Origin of the sequence: Pseudomonas sp. zfem001 (genome assembly GCF_032621725.1) — a bacterium.
GTDB lineage: Bacteria > Pseudomonadota > Gammaproteobacteria > Pseudomonadales > Pseudomonadaceae > Aquipseudomonas > Aquipseudomonas sediminis.
Genome location: NZ_JAVYJI010000001.1, coordinates 233,778 through 256,793 on the forward strand (window position 1 = coordinate 233,778; position 23,016 = coordinate 256,793).

Annotated in this window: 22 protein-coding genes; 8 read left to right on the forward strand and 14 right to left on the reverse strand. The window is 63.0% G+C overall.

Translation table 11 applies throughout. The annotated features are described in order from the left end of the window. Nucleotides 1-5: 5 nt before the first annotated feature. The 3 genes from RTH74_RS01170 to RTH74_RS01180 form a co-directional block, all read right to left on the reverse strand. Complete coding sequence (locus tag RTH74_RS01170; protein ID WP_316913495.1) at nucleotides 6-722, reverse strand: DUF6683 family protein; 717 nt, start codon at nucleotides 720-722, stop codon at nucleotides 6-8. A gap of 146 nt (nucleotides 723-868) precedes the next feature. Then, nucleotides 869-1,624, reverse strand: coding sequence for a hypothetical protein (locus RTH74_RS01175; protein WP_316913496.1), 756 nt, complete (start codon nucleotides 1,622-1,624; stop codon nucleotides 869-871). A gap of 216 nt (nucleotides 1,625-1,840) precedes the next feature. Beyond that, nucleotides 1,841-2,344: a MarR family winged helix-turn-helix transcriptional regulator gene (locus tag RTH74_RS01180; RefSeq protein ID WP_064494393.1), complete on the reverse strand. Its 504-nt coding sequence runs from the start codon at nucleotides 2,342-2,344 to the stop codon at nucleotides 1,841-1,843. Nucleotides 2,345-2,429: 85 nt separating this feature from the next. Between RTH74_RS01180 and RTH74_RS01185 the strand changes: the two genes are divergently transcribed. Continuing rightward, a complete protein-coding gene (locus tag RTH74_RS01185; RefSeq protein ID WP_316913497.1) occupies nucleotides 2,430-3,332 on the forward strand; it encodes a DMT family transporter in 903 nt (300 codons plus the stop codon). A 74-nt stretch (nucleotides 3,333-3,406) separates the two neighbouring features. On the opposite strand, the gene RTH74_RS01190 is transcribed toward RTH74_RS01185, so the two are convergent. The 3 genes from RTH74_RS01190 to fadD2 form a co-directional block, all read right to left on the reverse strand. Beyond that, a complete protein-coding gene (locus RTH74_RS01190) occupies nucleotides 3,407-3,607 on the reverse strand; it encodes a hypothetical protein (RefSeq protein WP_316913498.1) in 201 nt (66 codons plus the stop codon). Between the two features lie 229 nt (nucleotides 3,608-3,836). Then, complete coding sequence (gene fadD1, locus RTH74_RS01195) at nucleotides 3,837-5,525, reverse strand: long-chain-fatty-acid--CoA ligase FadD1 (protein ID WP_106732914.1); 1,689 nt, start codon at nucleotides 5,523-5,525, stop codon at nucleotides 3,837-3,839. A gap of 390 nt (nucleotides 5,526-5,915) precedes the next feature. Further along, complete coding sequence (fadD2, locus tag RTH74_RS01200) at nucleotides 5,916-7,604, reverse strand: long-chain-fatty-acid--CoA ligase FadD2 (RefSeq protein ID WP_099522017.1); 1,689 nt, start codon at nucleotides 7,602-7,604, stop codon at nucleotides 5,916-5,918. 256 nt (nucleotides 7,605-7,860) lie between these two features. Between fadD2 and RTH74_RS01205 the strand changes: the two genes are divergently transcribed. The 5 genes from RTH74_RS01205 (at nucleotide 7,861) to codA (ending at nucleotide 13,187) form a co-directional block, all read left to right on the forward strand. Next, nucleotides 7,861-8,772, forward strand: a complete 912-nt coding sequence (locus tag RTH74_RS01205; RefSeq protein ID WP_316914300.1) for an alpha/beta hydrolase — start codon at nucleotides 7,861-7,863, stop codon at nucleotides 8,770-8,772. Continuing rightward, a complete protein-coding gene (locus RTH74_RS01210; protein ID WP_024307460.1) occupies nucleotides 8,769-9,239 on the forward strand; it encodes a MaoC family dehydratase in 471 nt (156 codons plus the stop codon). Before RTH74_RS01205 ends, RTH74_RS01210 begins: the two co-directional genes overlap by 4 nt. A 209-nt stretch (nucleotides 9,240-9,448) precedes the next feature. Continuing rightward, nucleotides 9,449-10,720, forward strand: a complete 1,272-nt coding sequence (gene codB / locus RTH74_RS01215) for a cytosine permease (RefSeq protein WP_316913499.1) — start codon at nucleotides 9,449-9,451, stop codon at nucleotides 10,718-10,720. Continuing rightward, on the forward strand, nucleotides 10,717-11,940 hold the full coding sequence (locus tag RTH74_RS01220) for a PucR family transcriptional regulator ligand-binding domain-containing protein (RefSeq protein WP_316913500.1): 1,224 nt from the start codon (nucleotides 10,717-10,719) through the stop codon (nucleotides 11,938-11,940). Before codB ends, RTH74_RS01220 begins: the two co-directional genes overlap by 4 nt. Before the next feature lie 11 nt (nucleotides 11,941-11,951). Then, entirely contained in the window at nucleotides 11,952-13,187 is a 1,236-nt protein-coding gene (gene codA / locus RTH74_RS01225; protein ID WP_316913501.1) for a cytosine deaminase, read from the forward strand. A gap of 73 nt (nucleotides 13,188-13,260) precedes the next feature. On the opposite strand, the gene RTH74_RS01230 is transcribed toward codA, so the two are convergent. The 7 genes from RTH74_RS01230 to RTH74_RS01260 form a co-directional block, all read right to left on the reverse strand. Continuing rightward, nucleotides 13,261-14,112, reverse strand: a complete 852-nt coding sequence (locus RTH74_RS01230) for an efflux RND transporter periplasmic adaptor subunit (RefSeq protein ID WP_179576061.1) — start codon at nucleotides 14,110-14,112, stop codon at nucleotides 13,261-13,263. Between the two features lie 12 nt (nucleotides 14,113-14,124). Beyond that, on the reverse strand, nucleotides 14,125-14,328 hold the full coding sequence (locus tag RTH74_RS01235; RefSeq protein ID WP_316913502.1) for a DUF1656 domain-containing protein: 204 nt from the start codon (nucleotides 14,326-14,328) through the stop codon (nucleotides 14,125-14,127). Next, nucleotides 14,315-16,303, reverse strand: a complete 1,989-nt coding sequence (locus RTH74_RS01240; protein ID WP_316913503.1) for an FUSC family protein — start codon at nucleotides 16,301-16,303, stop codon at nucleotides 14,315-14,317. The genes RTH74_RS01235 and RTH74_RS01240 overlap by 14 nt, the downstream gene beginning before the upstream one ends. Before the next feature lie 195 nt (nucleotides 16,304-16,498). Further along, nucleotides 16,499-16,615, reverse strand: coding sequence for a cytochrome c oxidase subunit CcoM (gene ccoM, locus RTH74_RS01245; RefSeq protein ID WP_017361612.1), 117 nt, complete (start codon nucleotides 16,613-16,615; stop codon nucleotides 16,499-16,501). Between the two features lie 200 nt (nucleotides 16,616-16,815). After that, nucleotides 16,816-16,977, reverse strand: a complete 162-nt coding sequence (locus RTH74_RS01250; RefSeq protein WP_017361613.1) for a hypothetical protein — start codon at nucleotides 16,975-16,977, stop codon at nucleotides 16,816-16,818. Further along, on the reverse strand, nucleotides 16,974-17,573 hold the full coding sequence (locus RTH74_RS01255) for an alpha-ketoglutarate-dependent dioxygenase AlkB (protein ID WP_316913504.1): 600 nt from the start codon (nucleotides 17,571-17,573) through the stop codon (nucleotides 16,974-16,976). The genes RTH74_RS01250 and RTH74_RS01255 overlap by 4 nt, the downstream gene beginning before the upstream one ends. A gap of 34 nt (nucleotides 17,574-17,607) precedes the next feature. Further along, nucleotides 17,608-17,901, reverse strand: a complete 294-nt coding sequence (locus RTH74_RS01260) for an aspartate-semialdehyde dehydrogenase (protein ID WP_099522029.1) — start codon at nucleotides 17,899-17,901, stop codon at nucleotides 17,608-17,610. Nucleotides 17,902-18,067: 166 nt separating this feature from the next. Between RTH74_RS01260 and rapA the strand changes: the two genes are divergently transcribed. Further along, complete coding sequence (gene rapA / locus RTH74_RS01265) at nucleotides 18,068-20,911, forward strand: RNA polymerase-associated protein RapA (protein ID WP_316913505.1); 2,844 nt, start codon at nucleotides 18,068-18,070, stop codon at nucleotides 20,909-20,911. 74 nt (nucleotides 20,912-20,985) lie between these two features. Here the strand turns inward: rapA and RTH74_RS01270 are convergent, their stop codons facing one another. Continuing rightward, nucleotides 20,986-22,221: an RNA polymerase sigma factor gene (locus RTH74_RS01270; protein WP_316913506.1), complete on the reverse strand. Its 1,236-nt coding sequence runs from the start codon at nucleotides 22,219-22,221 to the stop codon at nucleotides 20,986-20,988. A 153-nt stretch (nucleotides 22,222-22,374) separates the two neighbouring features. Here RTH74_RS01270 and RTH74_RS01275 point away from each other — a divergent pair, with 153 nt between their 5' ends. Next, nucleotides 22,375-23,013, forward strand: a complete 639-nt coding sequence (locus tag RTH74_RS01275) for a lysoplasmalogenase (protein WP_316913507.1) — start codon at nucleotides 22,375-22,377, stop codon at nucleotides 23,011-23,013. Nucleotides 23,014-23,016 lie beyond the last annotated feature (3 nt).

A 23,016-nucleotide genomic window follows, 5' to 3' on the forward strand; every position in this document is an offset into this window, starting at 1 on the left:
AGACACTAGCGCCCGTTGAACCCGTTCTCGGTCACTTCATAGGCGCGCATGTCATTGCGAGTGATCGCCTCCAGGTCGCTCCTGACCGCGTCGGCTAGGTCCTGTGTCGACCGAGATGACGATGAACGTACACGTGCCTCCTCCAGCCACAGCGCGGTGATTATCAAGCGTATCTCGGACTCCTGCTGGAGCTCAGGCCCACTCTTGCGAGCCAGAGGGGACCGCTGCAGCCCGCCAGCGGTCTGCCGGAAAATGGCTGCTGTTTGCGCCTCCGACAACGGGCGCCCGTTAGCCAACTCCCAACCGACGGCCAGGAACAGCGCCGTAGCGCCACTGAGAGAATTCTCCGGTAGGCCGCGTTTCTTCAGCTCTTGCCGGTAAATGGCGCGAGTGCCTGCCGTTCTTACCAGAGATGACGGGTCTTTCATCTGGAACTGCACCGAGACCATCTCGGACAGGCGCTGTGCGACACCCTCTTCGATCTGGCGGCTCAAATCACCTGAACGAGTAAAGGACAGCGCGGCAGGCTCTTCCGGTCGAGCCTGCACAGAGGCTTCAGACTCGTCATCGTCAGCGCTCTGGCCTGCTGCCTCCTGGGCATTCCGAAGAGCGGCCTGGCCTAGAATACCGTTGCCCCAAATACCGATATTCACCTGTGCCGCGGCAGGGCCGACCAGAAACATAACGCCCAAGGCGATGGCGTGGATGCGTAGAAGATGCATGGCATATTTCCATTAGTCTCGTCGTAGAGAACAGAGCGACCGATCCCTACCGCTAACAAAAAAGAGAAAGAGCACTGAATCAGACCAGCCACACCGAAAATAAATCAGTCACTTTTCCTGGTGACTCTCTCCCTGGGAAACCCGCACTACATCTGCATTTCCGCCAAGGCTCTGCGCAATGGCGCGTCTGATATCTGTATCGGCCCATGGAAAGGAATATCCATGTCCAGAACCAGGTACACGGAAGCGGCAATCAGCAGCGCAGACAAGGCGAACATGCCAATCACCATCGGGTTGTTCGGCGCGCGATAGCCAAAGCTGGCGTAGATCAGCGTCATCCAGGCGACAAGCATGCCGATGAGTGGCATCGGTATCGTCCCTTCGGACTGCTCCACGATTCGCCAACGCTGTTCTATGAGTGAGTGGTACTGCTGACGAAGGTCGCTGAGCATGGTTTCTTGATAACGGGTTTCGGGCTTGATGGCAGCCAGGACCACACCGATCTCATCCAGAAACTGAGTAGCGGGGCTCGCTCGATGCTGCAGTGCTTCATCACCGCGATAAGGATTGGCGATAGCGTGCTCCACATAGGCGGCCAGGTGCTGGCGCGTGTCCTGCGCCTTGTCACCGTAGGTCTTCAGTGTTCGATCAAAGATGATCAGGCTGGTCGCATAGGTGTGCATGTTGGTGTCGATCGCTTCGAAGGTGTTCTTGGCCGAATTGATCATCAGGCCGAACACCAGCGAGGTCATGACCACAAAGATGTTGGCGACCAGGCGAACCACCGTGTTGGTTTCTTCATCTCGGTGGCGAGCCGAGAGTTTGGGGTACCAATGCATCATGAGCAGGGACGCCGACAGCAGGCATACGAAGACACCCGCAGCGATCCAGACCGATTCCATATGTGTGCCTTTTCGCTATACCGCCAGAAGATCGTGGCTCAAAACGCTGAAGCGTCAACTCGGAAGCTTCGACCTTCAGGGCGTTTGAGTGCACTTTGATCACTGCCACGCTCTACACGTGCTCCAACATCCGCGTACTGGTAGCAGCACGAAGAGCGTCATGGACGCGCACTCACGCAGCATGAGTGAGATCGAAAACAGCCTCCCACAGTTCAATCACTCGGCACCCTGCTGCGCTATCCCTGCCAGCAACTTGCCGTGCAACTCATGCAACGTGCGCTGCTCATCGGCGGTCAATCCTGTGAGCACGCGCTGCAGATTGGCCACATGGGCCGCGAGCATACCGTCGATCAATTCGAAGCCAGCTGGGGTCAGCGCCACCAGCACGCCACGGCGATCGGACGGATGCTTGCGCCGCTCGATCAGCCCGGCCTTTTCCAGGCGGTCGATACGACTGGTCATGCCGCCCGAGGAAATCATCGCGCTCTCGTACAACGCTGTCGGCATCAACGCATAGGGCTCACCCGAGCGACGCAGGGTAGCGAGCAGGTCGAACTCGCCGGCCTGCAGCCCGTTCTCGGCGAAGAACGGCAACAGGTGATCGCGGCTGATCACCTGGTTCAGCTCACCCAGGCGGCCAATCACCGCCATGGAAAAACCATCCAGATCCGGGCGCTGTCGAAGCCACTGCTCGGCAGCCAATTGTGCGCGGTCTTGCATATCGCCCTCGATTTATCTTGATATCAAGATACTTTTCAAAAAGAATGTTTGCATCGTAACGCATCCATCCTCAGGAGACAGCTGCATGCCCGGCTCCCAATTTCGTCCCGTTCTTGCCTTGTCACTATTGCTGACCATCGGCGCCCTGATGGGACTGACCAGCATCCTGGTGAAACTGGCCGGCAACGTCGGCTGGCCGGCCATGGCCTACCTGCTCTGGAGCTTGCTGGGCGGCGGTTTGCTGCTGTTGCTGTTCACCTGGATACGCGGCGAGCGCCCCGGCATCAGCTCCGGGTTGCTGGGTTATTACCTGGCCTCGGGGCTGCTCAGCATCGCGGTGCCGAATGGTTTGCTGTTCAGCTCCATCGGCCATGTCGGCGCCGGGTTCGCCTCAATGTGCCTGGCCTTCCCGCCTCTGATCACCTACCTGCTGGCCCTGGCCTTGCGCATGGAGGGACTGAGCCGCATTCGTCTGCTGGGCATCTGCATCGGTCTGGCCGGCAGTTTGCTACTGGCACTAGGCAAGCTCAACGCAGGCGACAGCCCCCTGCTGTGGGTGCTGGCGGCGCTCTGCGTGCCCGTGTTTCTGGCGCTCGGCAACATCTACCGCGCCCGCTACTGGCCGCAGGGCGCCAGCCCACTGTCCCTGGCACCCGGCATGCTGCTAGGCGGCGCGCTGCTGCTGGTGCCGCTGGGCCTGTTCGGCGTCGACCTCGCGCCGCGTTTGCAAGGTACTGCAGCCGTGGGCCTGCTGGCCTTGCAGATGCTGCTGTTCGCGGCCGTTTATGCGCTGTTCTTCGTTCTACAGAACCTGGCTGGCACGGTATTTCTCAGCCAGATCGGTTCGGTAGCAGCGATCACTGGCGCGGCCATCGCCATCGGCCTGCTCGGCGAACAGGGCAGCTTGTCGATGCTGCTGGCGGCGCTGTGCATCGTCGGCGGCGTGCTGCTGGTGGCCTGGCGGGGGGCGAAGGACGCCAAGGCGTAAAGCGTCAGCGCGTAGGGCGGATCGGGACACCGACCGTTCGTGGCGTAGCGAATAGTCCACCAATTGCTGCTGATTCAACCCAGCGTTTTGATCCAGCCTATCGCCAGCAATATCAGGACGGTCAGAAGTATCAAGAACACCAGCCCCACAAGACTTGGAAAGAAATACAGGTAGCTGTTGGTGCCCTTGTAACGCCCGAAAGTTACGAGCTTCAACAGCCAAAGCCCGAGCGTTCTAAGGGCAACTTCAAAAACAACATTGAAGATCACATCCATCTGCTCTTCTCGTGATTTTTTAATCGTTCCCATGCTCTGAGTGGGAATATAGCCCAGCGCTAGTGTCGACCACTGGCAGTTATTGCGCAGTGGCGGAGCAATATATCCCATAGAGCAGGTATGTACCGCGTACTGCTACGTACACGGATCGCCGCCCGGTACGCCCTACATCGGGGACTGCAAAACGCAAGAACCCCGCCGAAGCGGGGTTCTCGGAAGCGCTAGCGAATCACTTCTTGCCCAGCTTCTTCAGCTCTTCGTCGCGCAGTTCGCGACGCAGGATCTTGCCGACGTTGGTGGTCGGCAGCACGTCGCGGAACTCGACGGCCTTGGGCACCTTGTAGCCGGTGAGGTTGGCGCGCATGTGCTCCATCACCTGCTCCTTGGTCACGCTCTCGCCTGGTTTGACCACCACGAATACCTTGATCGCTTCACCGGATTTCTCGTCCGGGATGCCGATGGCGGCACACTGCAGCACGCCCGGCAGAGTTGCCAGCACGTCTTCCAGTTCGTTCGGGTAGACGTTGAAGCCGGACACCAGAATCATGTCCTTCTTGCGGTCGACGATGCGCAGGTAGCCATCTTCCTGGATCAGGCCGATATCGCCGGTCTTCAACCAGCCTTCGGCGTCGAGGATTTCGTCGGTGGCTTCCTGGCGCTGCCAGTAGCCCTTCATCACCTGCGGGCCTTTCACGCACAGCTCGCCGATTTCGCCGATGGCCAGTTCCTGACCGTCATCGTTGACGATCTTGCACAGCGTCGATGGCACTGGAATGCCGATGGTGCCGAGTTGGATGGCGCTGAACGGGTTGACCGTGGCCACCGGGCTGGTCTCGGTCATGCCGAAGCCTTCGCAGATGGCGCAGCCGGTGACTTCCTTCCAGCGCTCAGCGGTGGCCAACTGCAGGGCCATACCGCCCGAGAAGGTCGCTTTCAGGCTGGAGAAGTCCAGCTTGCGGAAGTCCTCGTTGTTGCACAGGGCGACGAACAGGGTGTTGAGGCCGACGAAGCCGGTGAAGCGGTACTTGGCCAGGTCCTTGACCACTGCCGGCAGGTCGCGCGGGTTGGTCAGCAGGACGTTGTGGCCACCGATCAGCATCATCGCCATGCAGTGAAAGGTGAAGGCGTAGATGTGATACAGCGGCAGCGGTGCGATCAGCACCTCACAGCCTTCATTGAGGTTGGCGCCCATCAGCTCCTTGACCTGCAGCATGTTAGCCACCAGGTTGCGATGGGTGAGCATGGCGCCCTTGGCTACGCCGGTGGTGCCGCCGGTGTACTGCAGCACGGCGATGTCGTCGTTGCTCGGGCTAGCCTCGGCGAAACTCTGGCCACGGCCCTTGGCCAGGGCGTCATTGAGTTTGACCGCCTTGGGCAGGTTGTAGGCCGGCACCATCTTCTTCACGTGCTTGATCACGGCATTGACCAGCAGGCGCTTGAAGGTCGGCAGCATGTCGCCAACTTCGGTGACGATCACGGTCTTGACGCCGGTCTTGGGCACGACCTGCTCGGCCAGGTGAGCCATGTTGGCCAGGCAGATCAGCGCCTTGGCGCCGGAGTCGTTGAACTGGTGCTCCAGCTCCCGTGCGGTGTACAGCGGGTTGGTGTTGACCACCACCAGGCCGGCGCGCATGGCACCGAATACCACGACGGGGTACTGCAGCACGTTAGGCAGTTGCACGGCGATGCGGTCGCCGGGCTTGAGGTCGGTGTGTTTCTGCAGGTAGGCGGCGAAGTCACCGGAGAGTTTGTAGATCTCGCCGTAGGTGAGCGTCTTGCCCAGGTTGCTGAAAGCAGGCTTGTCGGCGAAGCGTTGGCAGGACTCTTTCAGTACCGCGAGGATGTTCGGGTACTGATCGGGATTGATTTCGGCAGCAACCCCAACGGGATACTTGTCCTTCCAGAAGTTTTCGGTCATGGAAGCCCACTCCTAAGCAACAGCTGATCTTCACCGCGCGAGGGCGGTTGTTTGTTGTGTGTATAGCTCGCTTTTCCGCTGGCCCCAGGGCCCGGAAGCGCGCCGAGAGTAGCAGCTTTGCCAGAGGCCGACCAGCACCAACCATGGCCAGCAGAGTCGTTAAAGTGACCAAAAAAGACTACAAAGTCACAAACAATCTTTATCTTCGCAAACCCGCAAAAAGCCTCTAGCTCGCATATTGCAGCGCATAGAGCCTAGCTCGTCTCTGTCACCGATGCAGCACTGGGTTGTATGAAACACGCGAAGGTAGTTACCAAATCACAACAATTGGACTGCCCGATGGCAGCTGAGGCGGGAAGCCCCTCCCCTGAGCTGGGGAGGGGCTTTGGATCAAGCGATGTCGCGCAGCTCGCGACGCAGGATCTTGCCAACCGGGGTCATCGGCAGCGAGTCCTTGAACACGATGTGCTTAGGCACCTTGTAGCCGGTGAAGTTTTCCTTGCAGTAGGCCTTGAGTTCTTCCGCGGTGACACCGCCGTCACGCGGCACCACGAACAGCTTGACCACCTCCCCCGACTTCTCGTCCGGCACACCGATAGCGGCGCAACTGGCGACCTTCGGGTGGGCCATGACCACATCCTCGATTTCGTTGGGGTACACGTTGAAGCCGGAGACGATGATCATGTCCTTCTTGCGATCGACGATGCGCACGAAACCGTCGGCATCGATCACGGCAATGTCGCCGGTCTTGAACCAGCCTTCGGCATCGAGCACTTCGGCGGTGGCTTCTTCACGCTGCCAGTAACCCTTCATCACCTGCGGACCCTTGATGCACAGCTCGCCGCGCTCGCCCGTCGGCAGTTCGTTGCCGTCGTCGTCGATGACCTTGAACGCCGTGCCCGGCACCGGAATGCCGACGGTACCCAGACGCGCCTTGTCACCGTAGGGGTTGGTACTGGCCACCGGCGAGGTTTCGGTCAGGCCATAGCCTTCGACCACGGTGCAACCGGTCATCTGCTGCCAGCGCTCGGCGGTGGCTTTGACCAGCGCGGTACCACCGGAGTTAGTGACCTTGAGGTTGGAGAAGTCGAGGCTCTTGAACTCGGGGTTATCCATCAGCGCGACAAACAGGGTGTTCAGGCCCAGCAGCGCGGAGAACTTCCACTTGCCCAACTCCTTGACGAAGCCGGGGATGTCGCGCGGGTTGGTGATCAGTACGTTGTGGTTGCCATTGACCATCATGCACATGCAGTTCGCGGTGAATGCATAGATGTGGTACAGCGGCAGCGGCGCGATCATGATCTCCTGGCCCTGTTTCATCAGCGGCGTGCCGTCCGGGCCGAGCTGCGACAGACAGGCATCGACCTGCAGCATGTTGGCCACCAGGTTGCCGTGAGTGAGCATCGCGCCCTTGGCTACGCCGGTGGTGCCGCCGGTGTACTGCAGCACGGCGATGTCGTCGTGGCTGGCCTTGACTGGCGCCAGCGCCTGGCCATGGCCCTGCTTGAGCACCTGCTTGAAGGCAATGGCCTGGGGCAGATGGTAGTCCGGCACCATCTTCTTGACCTTCTTCACCACGGTGTTGACCAGCCAACCCTTGAGGCTCGGCAGCAGGTCGCCCATCTTGGCTTCGATCAGGTAGTCGATCTCGGTATCCGGCAGCACTTCCTGCACCAGCTTGCCGAACATGTTCAGGTACACAAGCGCACGCACACCGGCGTCCTTGAACTGGTGGCGCATCTCGCGCGCGGTGTACAGCGGGTTGGTGTTGACCACGATCAGCCCGGCGCGCATGGCACCGAATACCGCGATCGGATACTGCAGCACGTTGGGCATCTGCACCGCGATACGATCGCCCGGCTTGAGGTCGGTGTGCTTTTGCAGGTAGGCGGCGAAGGTCGCAGAGAGACGATCCAGCTCGGCATAGGTCAGCGTAACGCCGAGATTGCTGAAGGCCGGACGGTCGGCAAAGCGCTTGCACGAGCGTTCGAATACTTCGATCACCGACTTGTAGCTGGACAGGTCGATATCGTTGGGCACGCCAGGGGCGCGTTTGTCGTTCCAGAAATCAGGCTGCATTGTTCTTGTCCTCTTCCCCTGAAGTGATCTGACTGCCCGGAAAGTAGCAGCTTAGGGCCGAGCCGCAAATAGCTCGAAGGCGTCATTGATGGGCTGAATTTCGCAATAAATGTAGTGATTCGTAACCGATCTTTACCGCTTCGAAGAAAACCGGGGAGCTATGCCTGTTGATGGCCAAGGTGCACAATGCCGCCAACTTCCGGCACAAGGATTCGCCATGCGCCACAACGCCTTTCCCCTGGCTACCCAGGACGGTATGCACCTGCACGTCAACCACTGGCACGGTGATCAACCACCGCGCGCGGTGGTCATGCTGTCCCACGGCATGGCCGAACACAGCCTGCGCTATGCACGCCTGGCCGAAAGCCTGGTGGCCGCCGGCTTCGATCTCTATGCGCTGGACCAGCGCGGCCACGGCCAGAGCGCCGCTCAGGGTACGCTCGGCCACTACGCCGACGAAGGCGGCTGGGACAAGGTGGTCGGCGACCTGGCCTCGCTCAATCACCATATCCGCCAACGCTACCCGCAGGCACCGATCTTCCTGTTCGGCCACAGCATGGGCAGCTACATCGGCATGGCCTACCTGCTGGGGCACAGTTGCAGCCTGCAGGGCGCCGTGCTGTCGGGCTCCAACTACCAACCCGTGATGCTGTACAAGGCCGCCCGGCTGATCGCTGGCTTCGAACGCTGGCGTCTGGGCCCCAAGGGCCGCAGCAAAGTCATCGATTTCCTCTCCTTCGGCTCGTTCAACAAGGCCTTCAAGCCCAACCGCACGGCCTTCGACTGGCTCAGCCGCGACCCGGCCGAAGTGGACAAATACGTGACCGATCCGCTGTGCGGTTTCGTCTGCACCACGCAGTTGTGGTGCGACCTGCTCGATGGCCTGCAATACATCACCCCGACGGCCAACCTGGCGCAGATCGATGCCGACCTGCCGCTGCTGGTGATCGGCGGCTCGCGCGATCCGGTCAGCGACGGCAAGCGTCTGGGTGATCTGGCGGGCGCCCTGCGTGAGGGCGGCGTGCGCGACGTGCAACTGAAGATTTATCCCGAGGCCCGTCATGAGCTGCTCAACGAGAGCAATCGCGACGAGGTCACCGCCCACCTGATCGATTGGCTGCAGCAGGCGCTGAGCCATGGTCGAAGCCCAATCAAGGAGTGTCCATGACCCAGGTAACCAACATCCCCTACGAAGCCCTCGAAGTCGGCCAGCAGGCGAGCTTCGAGAAACAGGTCGAAGAACGCGACGTGCAACTGTTCGCTGCGGTATCCGGCGACAACAACCCGGTACACCTGGACGCCGCCTTCGCCGCCGAGACCATGTTCAAGGAGCGCATCGCCCACGGCATGTTCACCGGCGCGCTGATCAGCGCCGCCATCGCCTGCAACCTGCCCGGCCCGGGCACCATCTACCTTGGCCAACAGCTCAAGTTCACCCGCCCGGTAAAACTCGGCGACACCCTGACCGTGAAGCTGGAAGTGCTGGAAAAACTGCCGAAGAACCGCGTGCGCATCGCCACCCGCGTGTTCAACCAGGACGGCAAGCAAGTGGTCGACGGCGAAGCCGAAGTGCTCGCCCCAAGCGCTGAGCAGACCGTGACCATGCCGCCGATGCCGCAGGTGACCGTCAACTGATTCGCTGCAAGCTGGTGCGCGACCACAGCGTCGCGCACCACTTTTGTTCTACACTCACAAACCTTGAGCGACCTGGCACTGCATAAGTGCGTTTCTTTGTGCATTTCGCACAAAACCCTTTGATCACCTCGCCAAGCAGCCTGCTGCGCTGATTTCTGGCACGTCCCCTGCTATCGCCAAGGCTTCATACCCTTACCGGAGCCAGGTCCATGAGCAACGCCACCCCCGATAGCGATTACCCTCTGAGCGAGGTGCCCAACGGCGCTCGCAAGGGGCTGTTCTCCACCGCCATCCTGCTGTTCGGTTTCACCTTCTTCACCGCCACCATGTTCGCCGGCGGCAAGATCGGTATGGCCTTCGATTTCACCACCCTGCTCTGGGCTGCGGTGATCGGTAACCTGCTGCTCGGCCTGTACGCCGCCGTGCTCGGCCTGATCGCCTGTCGCAGCGGGCTGAACTCGGTGCTGATGGGCCGTTTCTGCTTCGGCGAGGTGGGCAGCAAGCTGTCCGACATGCTCCTGGGCTTCACCCAGATCGGCTGGTACGCCTGGGGCACGGCGACCATCGCCATCGTCCTGGTGAAGATCCTTGGCTTGTCCGAAAGTCTGACCATCCCACTGATGGTGCTGTTCGGCTTCGGTTTCTGTCTCACCGCCTTCGTCGGCTACAAGGGTCTGGATCTGCTCTCACGCGTCGCCGTGCCAGCCATGCTGGTGCTGCTGGTGGCTTCATTGTGGATCGCCACCCGTGATATCGGCGGCCTGGCCGGCCTGCTCGCGGTGGAACCGTCCGAGAGCATGAGCCTGAGCGTGGCCATCACCCTGGTGTTCGGCACCTTCGTCAGCGGCGCCACCCAGGCCACAAACTGGACGCGTTTCGCCAAGAGCGGCCGCGTCGCGGTGCTGGCCAGCCTGTTCGGTTTCTTCATCGGCAACGGCCTGATGATCGTCGCCGGAGCCTACGGCGCCATCGTCTATCAGCAACCGGACGTGGTCGAAGTGCTGGTGCTGCAGGGCCTGTCCATGGCTGCCGTGATCATGCTGTTCCTCAACCTGTGGACCACTCAGGACAACACCATCTACAACTTCGCCGCAGCCGGCTGCAACCTACTGCGCACCGGCAAACGCAAGACCGTCACCCTGGCTGGCGCGGCCATCGGTACGCTGCTGGCCATCGGCGGCATGTACGAGATGCTGATTCCCTTCCTGATCCTGCTTGGCTCGATCATCCCGCCGATTGGTGGGGTGATCATGGCCGACTTCTTCTATGGCCACCGCGCGCGCTATCCGAAACTGGCCGATGTACGTCTGCCAGCGTTCAACTGGGTCGGCCTGGGCGCCTACCTGATCGGTGCGCTGAGCGCCTACTTCTCGCCTTGGGTCGCACCGCTGGTAGGCATCGCCGTGGCTGCCCTGGCCTACGTCGTGCTGTTCGAACTGAACAAGGCCCTGGTCGGCCGCCAGCAGGTCGCCGGCGCGTGAGTCTGACCGTCGCCGACGTACTCGCCCTGCCCGATCTGGCCAGCATGCAGCTGCGTGCCGGCCAGGCCGGGCGCGAGAATGCCGTGCGCTGGCCCTACGTGGCCGAGAACGAAGGCATCGCCGATTGGGTGATGGGTGGCGAGCTGATCTTCGTCACCGGCATCAACCACCCGCGCGACGAAGCCAACCTGCTGCGCCTAGTGCGCGAGGGCCATGAGCGCGTGGTCGCAGGCATGGTCATCCTCACCGGCGCCGAGTTCATCCAGGCCATTCCGCCCAGCGTCATCGCCGAGGCCGAGCGCCTGAATCTGCCGCTGATCGAGCAGCCCTACGCGCTGAAAATGGTGGTGGTCACCCAGGCCATCGGTACCGCGCTGGTGCAGGCGCAGCAGCTCGGCCGCTCACGCCAGCACGTGCTGGAGCAGGTGCTCGACGGTGACTACCAGTCACTCGACGTGCTGCTGCAACGCGGCGACAGCCTCGGCCTGGCATTACACGTACCGCGCCAGGTAGCGCTGCTGCGCCTCGACGGTAGCGAGCAACTGTTCGGCGACCTGCCCGACGAAGACGCCGAACGTCAGCTACAGACTCGCCAACAACTGCTACAACGGCGCCTGGAACAGAGCCTCGGCGAACTCGGTGACGCGCTGCCGCTGGTCAGCCAAGGGCGACACTGGATCGCCCTGCTGCCCTGCCCCGATGCCCACGCCGAAGCGCGCAACCGCCAGGCTATGACCGTGCTGCTCGACGAACTGCGCCCACAGCTCGGCCCGCTACGCCTGTTCCTCGGTCTGGGCAGCGCCGGCTGTGAGGCGCCGCGTTTCGCCCAGGGCCTGGGTGAAGCACGCCAGGCCTTGAGCGTGGCGCAGCGTTTTCCCGAGCGCCTGGGCTTGTGCAGTTTCAATGAATTAGGCGTGCTGGAACTGCTCGGCGCGATCCGCGACCGCAGCTTGCTCGATCGCTTCGTCGAGCGCGTGGTCGGCCCGCTGATCGGCGACGACTCGCGTCACCAGCCGGTGCTGATGCCGACGCTGGAAGCCTGGTTCCAGGAAAACGGCAACCTGGCCCTGGCCGCGCAACGCCTGAACGTTCACCGCAACACCCTGAGCTACCGTCTACAGCGCATCGAAGCGTTGACCGGCTGCTCGTTCGAAGACCCGCACGACCGCTTGAACATCAGCGTCGCACTGTTGATCCGGCGCCTGTCGTCGCCTGCCTGAGAGGAACTTCCATGATCATCCACAATGCCCGCCTGCGCGGCCGCGACGGCCTGCATCGCATCACCCTGGACGACGAGCGTATCGCCGCCATTGAGGCCCAGCACGCCCTGCATCCCATCGCCGAGGGCGACCTGGACGCCGCCGGTAATCTCGTGGTGCCGCCCTTCGTCGAGCCGCATATCCATCTCGACGCCACCCTCACCGCTGGTGAGCCGGCCTGGAACATGAGCGGCACGCTGTTCGAGGGCATCGAGCGCTGGGCCGAGCGCAAGGCGCTGGTCACCCATGAAGACACCAAGACCCGCGCCAAGAAGACCATCGACATGCTGGTAGACCACGGCATCCAGCACGTGCGCACCCACGTCGACGTCACAGACCCAACCCTGGCCGCGCTCAAGGCCATGCTCGAAGTGCGCGAGGAAACCCGCCATCTGATCGACCTGCAGATCGTCGCCTTCCCGCAGGAGGGCATCGAGTCCTACGCCAACGGTCGCGCGTTGATGGAGCAAGCCATCGAGTTGGGCGCCGACGTGGTCGGCGGCATCCCCCACTTCGAGAACACCCGTGACCAGGGCGTGTCGTCGATCAAGTTCCTCATGGACCTGGCCGAACGCAGCGGCTGCCTGGTGGACGTGCACTGCGACGAGACCGACGATCCGCAGTCGCGCTTTCTCGAAGTGCTGGCCGAGGAAGCCCGCGTGCGCGGCATGGGCGCACGGGTCACCGCCAGCCACACCACGGCCATGGGCTCCTACGACAACGCCTACTGCTCCAAGCTGTTCCGCCTGCTGAAAATGAGCGGCATCAGCTTCATCTCCTGCCCCACCGAAAGCATCCACCTGCAAGGCCGCTTCGACACCTACCCGAAACGCCGCGGTCTGACTCGCGTGGCGGAGATCGATCGAGCGGGGATGAACGTCTGCTTCGGCCAGGATTCTATCGTCGACCCCTGGTACCCGCTGGGCAACGGCAACATCCTGCGCATCCTCGAAGCCGGCCTGCATATCTGCCACATGCTCGGCTATGAAGACCTCAAGCGCAGCCTGGATCTGATCACCGACAACTCGGCGCGCGCGCTGAACCTGGGTGAAGGGTATGGCCTGGAAGTGGGGCGCCCAGCCAACCTGCTGATCCTCTCGGCGCCGGACGATTACGAGATGGTACGCAGCCAGGGCCACGCGCTGGTGTCGGTGCGCCACGGCAAGGTGCTGATGCGGCGTACGCCGGCCAGTATCGAGCGCGCCTGACGCTCAAACGTGGGAGGGGCTTTAGCCGCGATAACCTGTCAAGGGCTCGCGGCTAAAGCCCCTCCCACGCGCCCTACTCCACCCGCACGCTTGCGGTCATGCCGGCGCTCAGCACCATGCCTTCGGGCACTTGATCGAGCTTGATGCGCACCGGAATTCGCTGCGCCAGGCGTACCCAGTTGAAGGTCGGCTCGACATTGGCCAGCAGTTGCCCATCAGGGCTGGCATTGCGGTCGGTGATGCCACGGCTGATGCTTTCGACCTCGCCGCGAATCTGCTGATCACCGCCCATCAACCACACCTCCACCGGCGCGCCAACCTGTATGCGCGGCAACTTGGTTTCCTCGAAGTACGCCTGCACGTAGAACGATTCGGTATCGACGAGCGCCATCACTGCTTGCCCGGCATTGATGTAGTTACCCTGCGCCAGCACCAGATTGGTGATCTGCCCATCGCGTGGGGCATGCACTTCGCTGCGTGCCAGGTTCAGCTCGGCTACACGCAGATCAGCCTGCGCTTCGCGGTATTCGCTGCGCGCCATCTCGGCGTTGATCTGCGCGTTTTCCAGCAGCTCGGCACTGATCGCCTGGGCACCCAGGCGAGATCGGCGCGAAGCTTCGTGCTCGCGCAGGCTCAACTGCTGGCGGCGAATATCCACCACCGCCTTGGCCTTCTCCACCGCCGCCTGATAGCGATCGCGGTCGATACTCATCAGCAGATCACCCGCCTTGACCTGCTGGTTGTCGCGCACCTTGAGCTCGACCACCCAGCCGGACACGTCCGGGGCGATGGTCACCACGTCGGCGCGCACCCGAGCGTCGCGCGTCCAGGGCGAGTACATGTAGTGCTGCCAAATCCAGGAGCCGGCGAAAATCGCCGCCGCCACCATGGCCAGGGTGATGCCGACTCGAATGGTCGAACGCATGCTTTCTTCTCCTCAATGCGCCAGGACGGCCATCACGGCCGCCAGCACGCAGACATACAAGGCACAATCGAACAGGGCTTCGTGCCAGATCCAGCGCGACAGCCCGATGCGCTGCAAGCCCAGGCGCAACACGCCGGTCAGCAGCAACGCCAATACCGCGTAGGCCGCCATCGGGCTCAGCAACACGCCGCCCAGCGACCATTCATGCAAGCCCATCAGCCCCTCCCCTTAGTTGGCACCACTGACGCCAGCCGTTTTGCAGCTGCAACAACGCCGCCTCAGCCAGGCGCTTGTCGATGCTCGGCGTGCAGGCGCGCAAGGCCCCCTGCAATTCGGCCACCGCTGCGTTCAGATCGTCTTCACGCCCTGGCGCGGGGCCACGTTCCAGTGCGTCGTCGAGGCGCTCCAGGAAACGCTGCTGCGACCGCGCCAGGCCGGCATCGGCATTGGCCAGGCACTTGCGCAGATGCAACAACTCGTCGCCCAGGTCGAGACCGGCCACGCCATCGTCCCAGCGGCTGCGCGTTTGATCCGGCCGTGCCGGATAATGCCGCGCCAGCTGCAGCAGACGATCAGCCATACGCCCGCCGAACCAGTTCTCGGCGCGGCCCAGGTCACGACGGGTCAGCCGCCCCAGATCGGTCAGGATCGCCTGCATCAGACGCCGGCCATGCCAGACCGGATTGCGCAACACCACCAGTTTGAACGCCATCACTGCGCAACCCACGCCCATCAGCATTCCGGGCGCTTCATTGAGGAAAAACTCGACGTTGTAGCCGACACCCGGCGCCGGCAGGCAGAGCACGATGAAGTGCAGACAGAACGAGGTCGAGGTCGCGGCCGTCGCTGGTTTGGCCATGCCCAGCACGCCGAAGAACAGCGGCACGCCCAGCACCATGCAGAGCATCACGAAACCATCGATCTGCGGCATCAGAATCTGGCCGACGAAGAACGCCACCGGCAGCGCGTAGAAGATGCCGCGCAGGAACATCATGCCGATCTGCGGCGCCGCTTCGAGGCGGGCGAACAAGCTGCAGACCACACAGGCCAGCAGCAGCGCACCGGTGGCGTGGGTCCAGCCGGTGGCCAGCCAGAACGACGCCAGAACCAGAAAGGTCAGCGCGCTGCGCGAGCCATACACCAGCGCGGTCTGCCAGTCGTAATGCCAGGACAAGGCGCGCGGTGCATCGGCCGGAGCCTTGCCCTCCTCGACCGCGCGCAACGCGTGGCTGGCTTCCTCGACACGCAACAGCAGCACCATCAAGCGTTCCAGACACAGTTGCTGGCCACTGCTCAGCTCATCGTCCTGCGCGGCCTGGCGCAGTTGCTCGACCAGCTCCAGCAGGCCCGCTGGCTGCTCCTGCTGCAAACGCTCGTCCACCACCTGCAGCCAGGGCGCGACCGCCTGCGCCTCGACACCGCTCAGTTGCCGCCACTGCCGCGCCACCCCACGAGCCAGACGCAGCATGCCGAGCAGATCACGACTCAACACCCGCAACGCCACGGCACGCTGGCGACCACGGGCACCCTCGAACCAGGCGTGCTCGCGCTGGGCGTCGACGGCGACGATCCGCGCCAGCACCTCCAGCAAGCCCTGTCGCGAATCAGCCTCACCCGCCAGCGCCTGACGCGAAGCTGCAACGCCGGCCTGCCAGGTGTTGCGCGCCTGCTGTGCCAGTTGCCGCTCGACGCGCTGCGGCCAGAGCAAAGCGCTGCTCAGGGTGGCGCAGATGATGCCCAGGCAGATTTCCGTGCAGCGGGCGATAGCTTCATCGAATACCACATGCGGCTTGCCGATGGCCGGCAAGGCGATGATCGCCACGGTGTAGCCAGCCAGCACGAAGGAATATGACCAGGCGCTGCGCAACATGGTCGAGGACGCCGTACACAACGCCAACCACAAGGCGAACGCCAGTATGAACAGCAGCGGCGCCTGGGCGAACAGGCCCATCATCACCACGGCCATGAAGGTGCCGACCAGGGTGCCGAGCAGCCGCGCCAGGCCCTTCTGCACCACCATGCCGGACAGCGGCTGGGCGACGATGAACGCGGTCATCAACGCCCACTGCGGTTGCTCCAGGCCGAAACGCAACGCACACCACAACGCCAGACCGCCGCCGAGCAGGGTCTTGATGGCAAATTGAACGGCTTGCGAGCTTGGCGCGAGAAACGCCAGCAAGGAATCACGCACGATGGCTACCTGAAGAAATCTCAACTCTGAACATAGCTGTAGCGATTGGGTTCCGCCTCCGTGCGAAACTCAATTATTAGCTAGCTAAGTATTTATGTCCAGAAGGCGCCATACACCCAGGCAGTCAACGTGCAAATAAAAAAAGGGCGACCGAAGTCGCCCGAATTGCCTTGCGTGCCCAGTGAACTGGAAGGGTTAGCTCTGCTTGCGCTTGTGAGCATCCTTCCAGATGAAGTAACCAACACCCCCGAAGAACGCGACCATCAGAAGAACGGTGCCGACTCCGGCGAGAACCACTGTATCGACGAACATGGCTGCCTCCTGTTGTGCCTGTCTGTCTGGGATGGCTTCACGTTATCAGCGCTGGCAGCGGGAAAATTGATCTGGGTCAATGGCTGACGAGCAGGCGCGACCAGGCCGGAGGGAATACTGACCCAGGTCAAGAAATCGAGAGGGTGCGAGGCGGGAAGCACGGCCTGGCAGCCGTGCATGACGAACAAACGGTGGGAGTTTCAGCGCTTCTTGGGCTTGCTCTTGGACTTCTTCTTGGCCTTGCCGATCGGCAATACCTGCTCGAAAACCTGGCGCATCTCGTTGAGGCGCTTGTCGTTGAGATCGTGGATACGCTTGTCGCGCTCGGCGGCGAAATCGATCAGCTTGTCGTCATTGCTCATAGCGGAAACCGAATCAGGCGAAAGGTCAGGTTCAGGCGTGGCGCGCAGGCTTGCCGCGTCTTCGCCACTTGATGTTGCCAATGATGCTGGGTCGGCCCGCGCATGACCAGTAGCGAAGCGTGTTCCAGCGTCAGTGAATGTTCGATGCGCGTACTGCCGACGCGGCGCAGGTCGAAACGCCGGCTGCCGCCCAGATTGAGCGAGGCGATCAGCGGATCACGTCCCAGCTCCGGCTCGGCATCGCTGTGCCAGCCCATGGAGTCCTGGCCGTCGCGGTAATAGTTGAGCAGCACGGCATTGAGCGATTGCCCGACTTCTTTCTCGAGCCGTTGGCGAATCTCGTCCAGCAAGGGCGTCCAGGGCAACGGCTCGTGGATCTTCCCCGAGTAGCGATAACGCGCCTCGGGGTCGCCATACCAAGCCGTCAGCCGCGGTGTTCGATGATAGCGACCATGGATGAACAGCTCCGGCTGCTGCCAGGGTGTCTGCTCGACCAGCATATGCAGCCAGCTGTCGGCGAGCGCGGGGTCGATCCAGCCTGGGAGGTAGCCCAGCTCTGCATCGGCGAGTGCGGGCAAGGGGTCGGCGAACAGCATGACGATCTACGCACAAAAGAATGAAAAGAGTTTCTCAGACTTCCACATCCACCCAAAGTCCTTGTCGCGGAAGATCGCCCAGCGTCTGCTCCACCTCTTCCGGCTCGGCCTCGGCCAGCTGTTCCGGAGTGTAGCCACGCCGCTGACGGCGGCGCTGCTCTTCGCGCAGCAGCTCCTCGGTTTCCTGCGGGTGCCGCTTGTCCAGGCTCAGCGCACTTTCCTTGGCGCTGCCTTCGGCCGGAGTCACCGGAGGAATCTCGGGCTTGGGCTTGATCACGTCCTGCGTGGCAGTGACTGGCACCAGGCTATGGGGGATAGGCGGTAGCACGTTACAGCACCTCCTTTGGTCAGGCTGTCGGCCCCGTGAGCCGCGACTTTAGCCGGTGCTCGCTACACTTTCGACTAAGCCGCTCGGCAATAGTGCCACGACCGCTTTGGCCGCGGCGCCGCATCCGTTAACATAGCCGGCTTTTTCACGCGGGAGACAGACAGGCATGGCGCAATATCAACCGGGGCAACGCTGGATCAGTGACAGCGAAGCGGAATTGGGTCTGGGAACCATCCTCGCCGAGGACGGCCGCCTACTCACCGTGCTCTACCCGGCCACCGGCGAAACCCGCCAGTACGCTACGCGCAATGCCCCATTGACCCGTGTACGCTTCGCTCCGGGCGACGAGATCACCCATTTCGAGAACTGGAAGCTCACCGTGCAGGAAGTCGAAGACGTCGACGGACTGCTGGTCTATCACGGCCTCAATGCCCAGCATCAGCCGGTCACCATGCCGGAAACCCAGCTGTCGAACTTTATCCAGTTCCGCCTGGCCAGCGACCGCCTGTTCGCCGGCCAGATCGACCCGCTGTCCTGGTTCGCCCTGCGCTACCACAGCCTGGAACACAACAGCCGCCTGCAGCAGTCGTCGCTCTGGGGCCTCGGCGGCGCCCGCGCACAACCGATCGCCCACCAGTTGCACATCGCTCGCGAAGTGGCCGACCGTATCGCTCCGCGTGTACTGCTGGCCGACGAAGTGGGCCTGGGCAAGACCATCGAGGCCGGCCTGGTGATCCATCGCCAACTGCTCTCCGGGCGCGCCAGCCGTGTGCTGATTCTGGTGCCGGAAAACCTGCAGCACCAGTGGCTGGTGGAAATGCGCCGCCGTTTCAACCTCGACGTCGCCCTGTTCGACGCCGAGCGTTTTATGGAAAGCGATGCCAGCAACCCCTTCGAAGATTGCCAGCTGGCGCTGGTCGCCCTGGAGTGGCTGAAGGACGACGAGAAGGCCCAGGATGCGCTGTTTGCCGCCGGCTGGGACCTGCTGGTGGTCGACGAAGCCCACCACCTGGTCTGGCACCCGGAACAGGCCAGCGCCGAATATTCACTGGTCGAGCAACTGGCCGAGGTCATCCCCGGCGTGCTGCTGCTCACCGCCACCCCGGAACAGCTCGGTCAGGACAGCCACTTCGCCCGCCTGCGCCTGCTCGATCCAGCCCGTTTCCATGATCTGCAGGCCTTCCGCGCTGAAAGCAGTCAGTACCGCCCAGTCGCCGAAGCCGTGCAGGAACTGCTCGATCAGGACAAGCTCAGCGCCCAGGCACGTGATGCCATCGGCGGCTTCCTCGGCGATGAAGGCCGCAAACTGCTCGACGCCATTGATACTGGCGACAGCGAAGCCCGCGCTCGCCTGGTACGCGAACTGCTCGACCGCCACGGCACCGGCCGCCTGCTGTTCCGTAACACTCGCGCCGCTGTGCAGGGTTTCCCTGAGCGCGAACTGCACCCCTACCCGCTGCCGAGCCCGGACGAATACCTGGAGCTGCCGATCGGCGAGCATGCCGAGCTGTACCCGGAAGTCAGCTACCAGGCGCAGGACGATGTCGACGAAGAGCAGCGCTGGTGGCGCATCGACCCACGTGTCGAGTGGCTGATCGACACCCTGAAGATGCTGAAGAAATTCAAGGTGCTGGTGATCTGTGCCCACGCCGAAACCGCACTGGATCTAGAAGACGCCCTGCGCGTGCGCTCCGGTATCCCGGCCACGGTGTTCCACGAAGGCATGAGCATCCTCGAGCGCGACCGCGCCGCTGCCTACTTCGCCGACGAAGAGTTCGGCGCGCAGGTGCTGATCTGCTCGGAAATCGGCTCCGAGGGCCGAAACTTCCAGTTCGCCCATCACCTGGTGTTGTTCGATCTGCCGGCCCACCCGGACCTGCTCGAGCAGCGCATCGGTCGTCTCGACCGTATCGGCCAGAAGCACCGCATCCAACTGCACGTGCCGTACCTGGAAAACAGCCCGCAGGAACGCCTGTTCCAGTGGTACCACCAGGCGCTGAATGCCTTCCTCGCCACCTGCCCGACCGGCAACGCCCTGCAGCACCAGTTCGGCCCGCGTCTGCTGCCGATGCTGGAGAACGCCGACGACGGCGAATGGCAGCAACTGGTCGACGAAGCCACTGCCGAGCGCATCCGCCTGGAAGGTGAGCTGCATAGCGGCCGCGACCGCCTGCTGGAGCTGAACTCCGGCGGCGCCGGTGAAGGCGAAGCACTGGTCGAGGCGATCCTCGAGCAGGACGACCAGTTCACCCTGCCGATCTACATGGAAGAGCTGTTCAACGCCTTCGGCATCGACAGCGAAGACCACTCCGACAACGCCCTGATCCTGCGCCCCAGCGAGAAAATGCTGGATGCCAGCTTCCCTCTGGGTGACGACGAAGCGGTGACCATCACCTACGACCGCGAGCAGGCCCTGGTCCGCGAAGACATGCAGTTCCTCACCTGGGAACACCCCATGGTGCAGGGCGGCATGGACCTGGTGCTGTCCGGCTCGATGGGCAACACCGCCGTCGCGCTGATCAAGAACAAGGCGCTCAAGCCTGGCACCGTGCTGCTGGAGCTGCTCTACGTCAGCGAAGTAGTCGGCCCGCGCAAACTGCAACTGGGGCGTTTCCTGCCGCCAGCGGCGCTGCGCTGCCTGTTCGACGCCAATGGCAACGACCTGGCCGCCAAGGTCGGTTTCGAGACGCTCAACGACCAGTTGGAAAGCGTGCCACGCGCCAGCGCCAACAAGTTCGTCCAGGCCCAGCGCGACGTGCTGGCCAAACAGATCAACGACGCCGAAGCCAAGGTCATGCCGCGCCATATCGAGCGCGTCGCCGAGGCCAAGCGTCGCCTGATCGCCGAACTGGACGAAGAACTGGCGCGCCTGGTCGCCCTGCGCGCGGTCAACCCAAGCGTACGTGACAGCGAGATCGACGCCCTGCGCGAGCAGCGCGAACAGAGCCTGGCGATGTTCGACAAGGCCGCCCTGCGCCTGGAAGCGATTCGCGTACTGGTGGCGGGCTAAGCACGCCCGCTCCGTAGGGTGCGCCATGCGCACCGAGCGTGTGCACCGAAGAATCTCGGTGCATACAGCGCACTCTACGGATCGCCTAGCTCCTCCAGCCTCCTCTGCAGAAACTGTCGATCCGGGCCCTGTTGCGCCAGCGCCAGGGCCTGACGGTAGGCTGCAATCGCCTGCTCGCGGCGGCCCAGCCTGCGCAGCAGATCGGCCCGCGCCGCATGGGCCAGGTGGTAACCGTCCAACTCGCCCATGGCCAGCAGACGGTCGATCTGCTGCAGCCCGGTCTCAAACCCATCACGCATGGCCAGCGCCACGGCGCGGTTGAGCTCGATCACCGGCGACGGACTCAGGCGCAGCAGCTCGTCGTACAGGCCGACGATTTGCACCCAATCGGTGTCTTCCAGACTGGCCGCCTCGGCATGCACTGCGGCAATCGCCGCCTGCAGGCTGTAAGGGCCGAAACGCCGTGAATGCAGGGCCTGCAGGACCAGGGCCTCGCCTTCGGCGATCAGTTCGCGGTCCCACACACTGCGATCCTGCGCCTCCAGCAAGATCACCTCGCCATCGACCCCGCTGCGTGCCGCGCGACGCGATTCATGCAGCAGCATCAGCGCCAGCAGCCCCTGCACCTCCGGCTCGGGCAGCAGCTCCTGCAGCAAACGGCCCAGGCGAATCGCCTCGTCAGACAGCTGGCTGCGGGTCAGTGAATCGCCGGAGCTGGCAAAGTAGCCTTCGTTGAACACCAGATAGATCACCCGCAACACCGCCTCCAGGCGCTCGGGCAGTTCGCTACGCCCCGGCACCTCGTAAGGGATGCGCGCGTCACGAATCTTCGCCTTGGCCCTGACGATGCGCTGCGCCAGGGTCGAAGGACTGGAGAGGAAGGCGCGAGCGATCTCCTCGGTGGTCAGGTCGCACACCTCGCGCAGGGTCAACGCCACCTGGGCATCGCTGGCCAGCGCCGGGTGGCAGCAGGTGAAGATCAGGCGCAGGCGGTCGTCCTCGAGTAGCTCGCCCTCCTCGGCGCCACTCTCATCTGGCAACTCGACCTGTTCGTCCAGCGGCTGAAAGCGGCGCTGCCTACGCAGGTTGTCGATGGCCTTGAAGCGCCCAGCAGAGACCAGCCAGGCGCGCGGGTTGTCCGGAACACCACTCTGCGGCCACTGCTCGACCGCACTGCGAAAGGCCTCATGCAGCGCCTCTTCGGCCAGGTCGAAATCGCCGAGCAGGCGAATCAGGGTGGCGAGCACCCGACGCGACTCCTCGCGGTACAGCCGCGCGATCAGATCGGTGACAGGTGGCGATATCGACATGCGCTTCTCCTCGACGAATGCCTACGTTGCCCAATACTGCTCGTGACGTCGAGGGGCGGCACGATCCGCCACTCGATTTGGCACCCCTCGCATTGGCAGCCGCACGGCCGCTGGGCATAGTCGCGCCATTCCAATAACGAAGGGAGTCTTGCTATGCGTTGGTTGCTGCTCGGCCTGGCGGGTGCTGCGGTATTTCTTTATGGCCGGATCACCGGCGATGCGCAGCTCAGCCTGCTGACCAAGGGCATCCCGGTGATCGCCCTGCTGCTCTGGCTGCGCCAGGCACCGGCTGGCACCTACCGCCGCTGGATCTGCATCGGCCTGGTATTTTCCCTGGCCGGCGACATCCTTCTGGACTGGCCTGGCGACCTCTTCGTGTTCGGCCTCGGCGCCTTCCTGATCGGCCACCTGGCCTATCTGCGCGCCTACGTCTCCGATAGCCGGCTGCCGGCCCTACCCGCCTTGCTGCTGGCGCTGATCGCCGGTGGCGCGATGTTCGCCATACTGGCCAGCAGCGGCCTGGGCGAGCTGCTGATTCCGGTGGCCTGTTATGCCACCGCGATTTGCCTGATGCTCTGGCGCGCCCTGGCCCGCATCGGCCACCCGGACCTACAGCCGAGCTCCACCTGGCTCGCCGCAGTTGGTGCGGCGCTCTTCGTGCTGTCCGACAGCCTGATCGGCATCGACCGCTTCGTCACCAGCTTTGACGCGGCGCCCTACGCCATCATCCTCACCTACTGGCTTGGCCAGTGGGGCATCGCCGCCTCGGCCTTTCGACGCACCAAGGCCTGATAC

Coding starts and splice junctions, on each gene's coding strand:
- RTH74_RS01170 (WP_316913495.1), bottom strand. CDS start 722: ATGCATCTTCTACGCATCCACGCCATCGCCTTGGGCGTTATGTTTCTG.
- RTH74_RS01175 (WP_316913496.1), bottom strand. CDS start 1,624: ATGGAATCGGTCTGGATCGCTGCGGGTGTCTTCGTATGCCTGCTGTCG.
- RTH74_RS01190 (WP_316913498.1), bottom strand. CDS start 3,607: ATGGATGTGATCTTCAATGTTGTTTTTGAAGTTGCCCTTAGAACGCTC.
- RTH74_RS01250 (WP_017361613.1), bottom strand. CDS start 16,977: ATGAGCAATGACGACAAGCTGATCGATTTCGCCGCCGAGCGCGACAAG.
- RTH74_RS01180 (WP_064494393.1), bottom strand. CDS start 2,344: ATGCAAGACCGCGCACAATTGGCTGCCGAGCAGTGGCTTCGACAGCGC.
- RTH74_RS01185 (WP_316913497.1), top strand. CDS start 2,430: ATGCCCGGCTCCCAATTTCGTCCCGTTCTTGCCTTGTCACTATTGCTG.
- fadD1 (WP_106732914.1), bottom strand. CDS start 5,525: ATGACCGAAAACTTCTGGAAGGACAAGTATCCCGTTGGGGTTGCTGCC.
- RTH74_RS01235 (WP_316913502.1), bottom strand. CDS start 14,328: ATGGGCTTGCATGAATGGTCGCTGGGCGGCGTGTTGCTGAGCCCGATG.
- rapA (WP_316913505.1), top strand. CDS start 18,068: ATGGCGCAATATCAACCGGGGCAACGCTGGATCAGTGACAGCGAAGCG.
- RTH74_RS01205 (WP_316914300.1), top strand. CDS start 7,861: ATGCACCTGCACGTCAACCACTGGCACGGTGATCAACCACCGCGCGCG.
- codB (WP_316913499.1), top strand. CDS start 9,449: ATGAGCAACGCCACCCCCGATAGCGATTACCCTCTGAGCGAGGTGCCC.
- RTH74_RS01255 (WP_316913504.1), bottom strand. CDS start 17,573: ATGCTGTTCGCCGACCCCTTGCCCGCACTCGCCGATGCAGAGCTGGGC.
- RTH74_RS01210 (WP_024307460.1), top strand. CDS start 8,769: ATGACCCAGGTAACCAACATCCCCTACGAAGCCCTCGAAGTCGGCCAG.
- fadD2 (WP_099522017.1), bottom strand. CDS start 7,604: ATGCAGCCTGATTTCTGGAACGACAAACGCGCCCCTGGCGTGCCCAAC.
- RTH74_RS01275 (WP_316913507.1), top strand. CDS start 22,375: ATGCGTTGGTTGCTGCTCGGCCTGGCGGGTGCTGCGGTATTTCTTTAT.
- codA (WP_316913501.1), top strand. CDS start 11,952: ATGATCATCCACAATGCCCGCCTGCGCGGCCGCGACGGCCTGCATCGC.
- ccoM (WP_017361612.1), bottom strand. CDS start 16,615: ATGTTCGTCGATACAGTGGTTCTCGCCGGAGTCGGCACCGTTCTTCTG.
- RTH74_RS01270 (WP_316913506.1), bottom strand. CDS start 22,221: ATGTCGATATCGCCACCTGTCACCGATCTGATCGCGCGGCTGTACCGC.
- RTH74_RS01230 (WP_179576061.1), bottom strand. CDS start 14,112: ATGCGTTCGACCATTCGAGTCGGCATCACCCTGGCCATGGTGGCGGCG.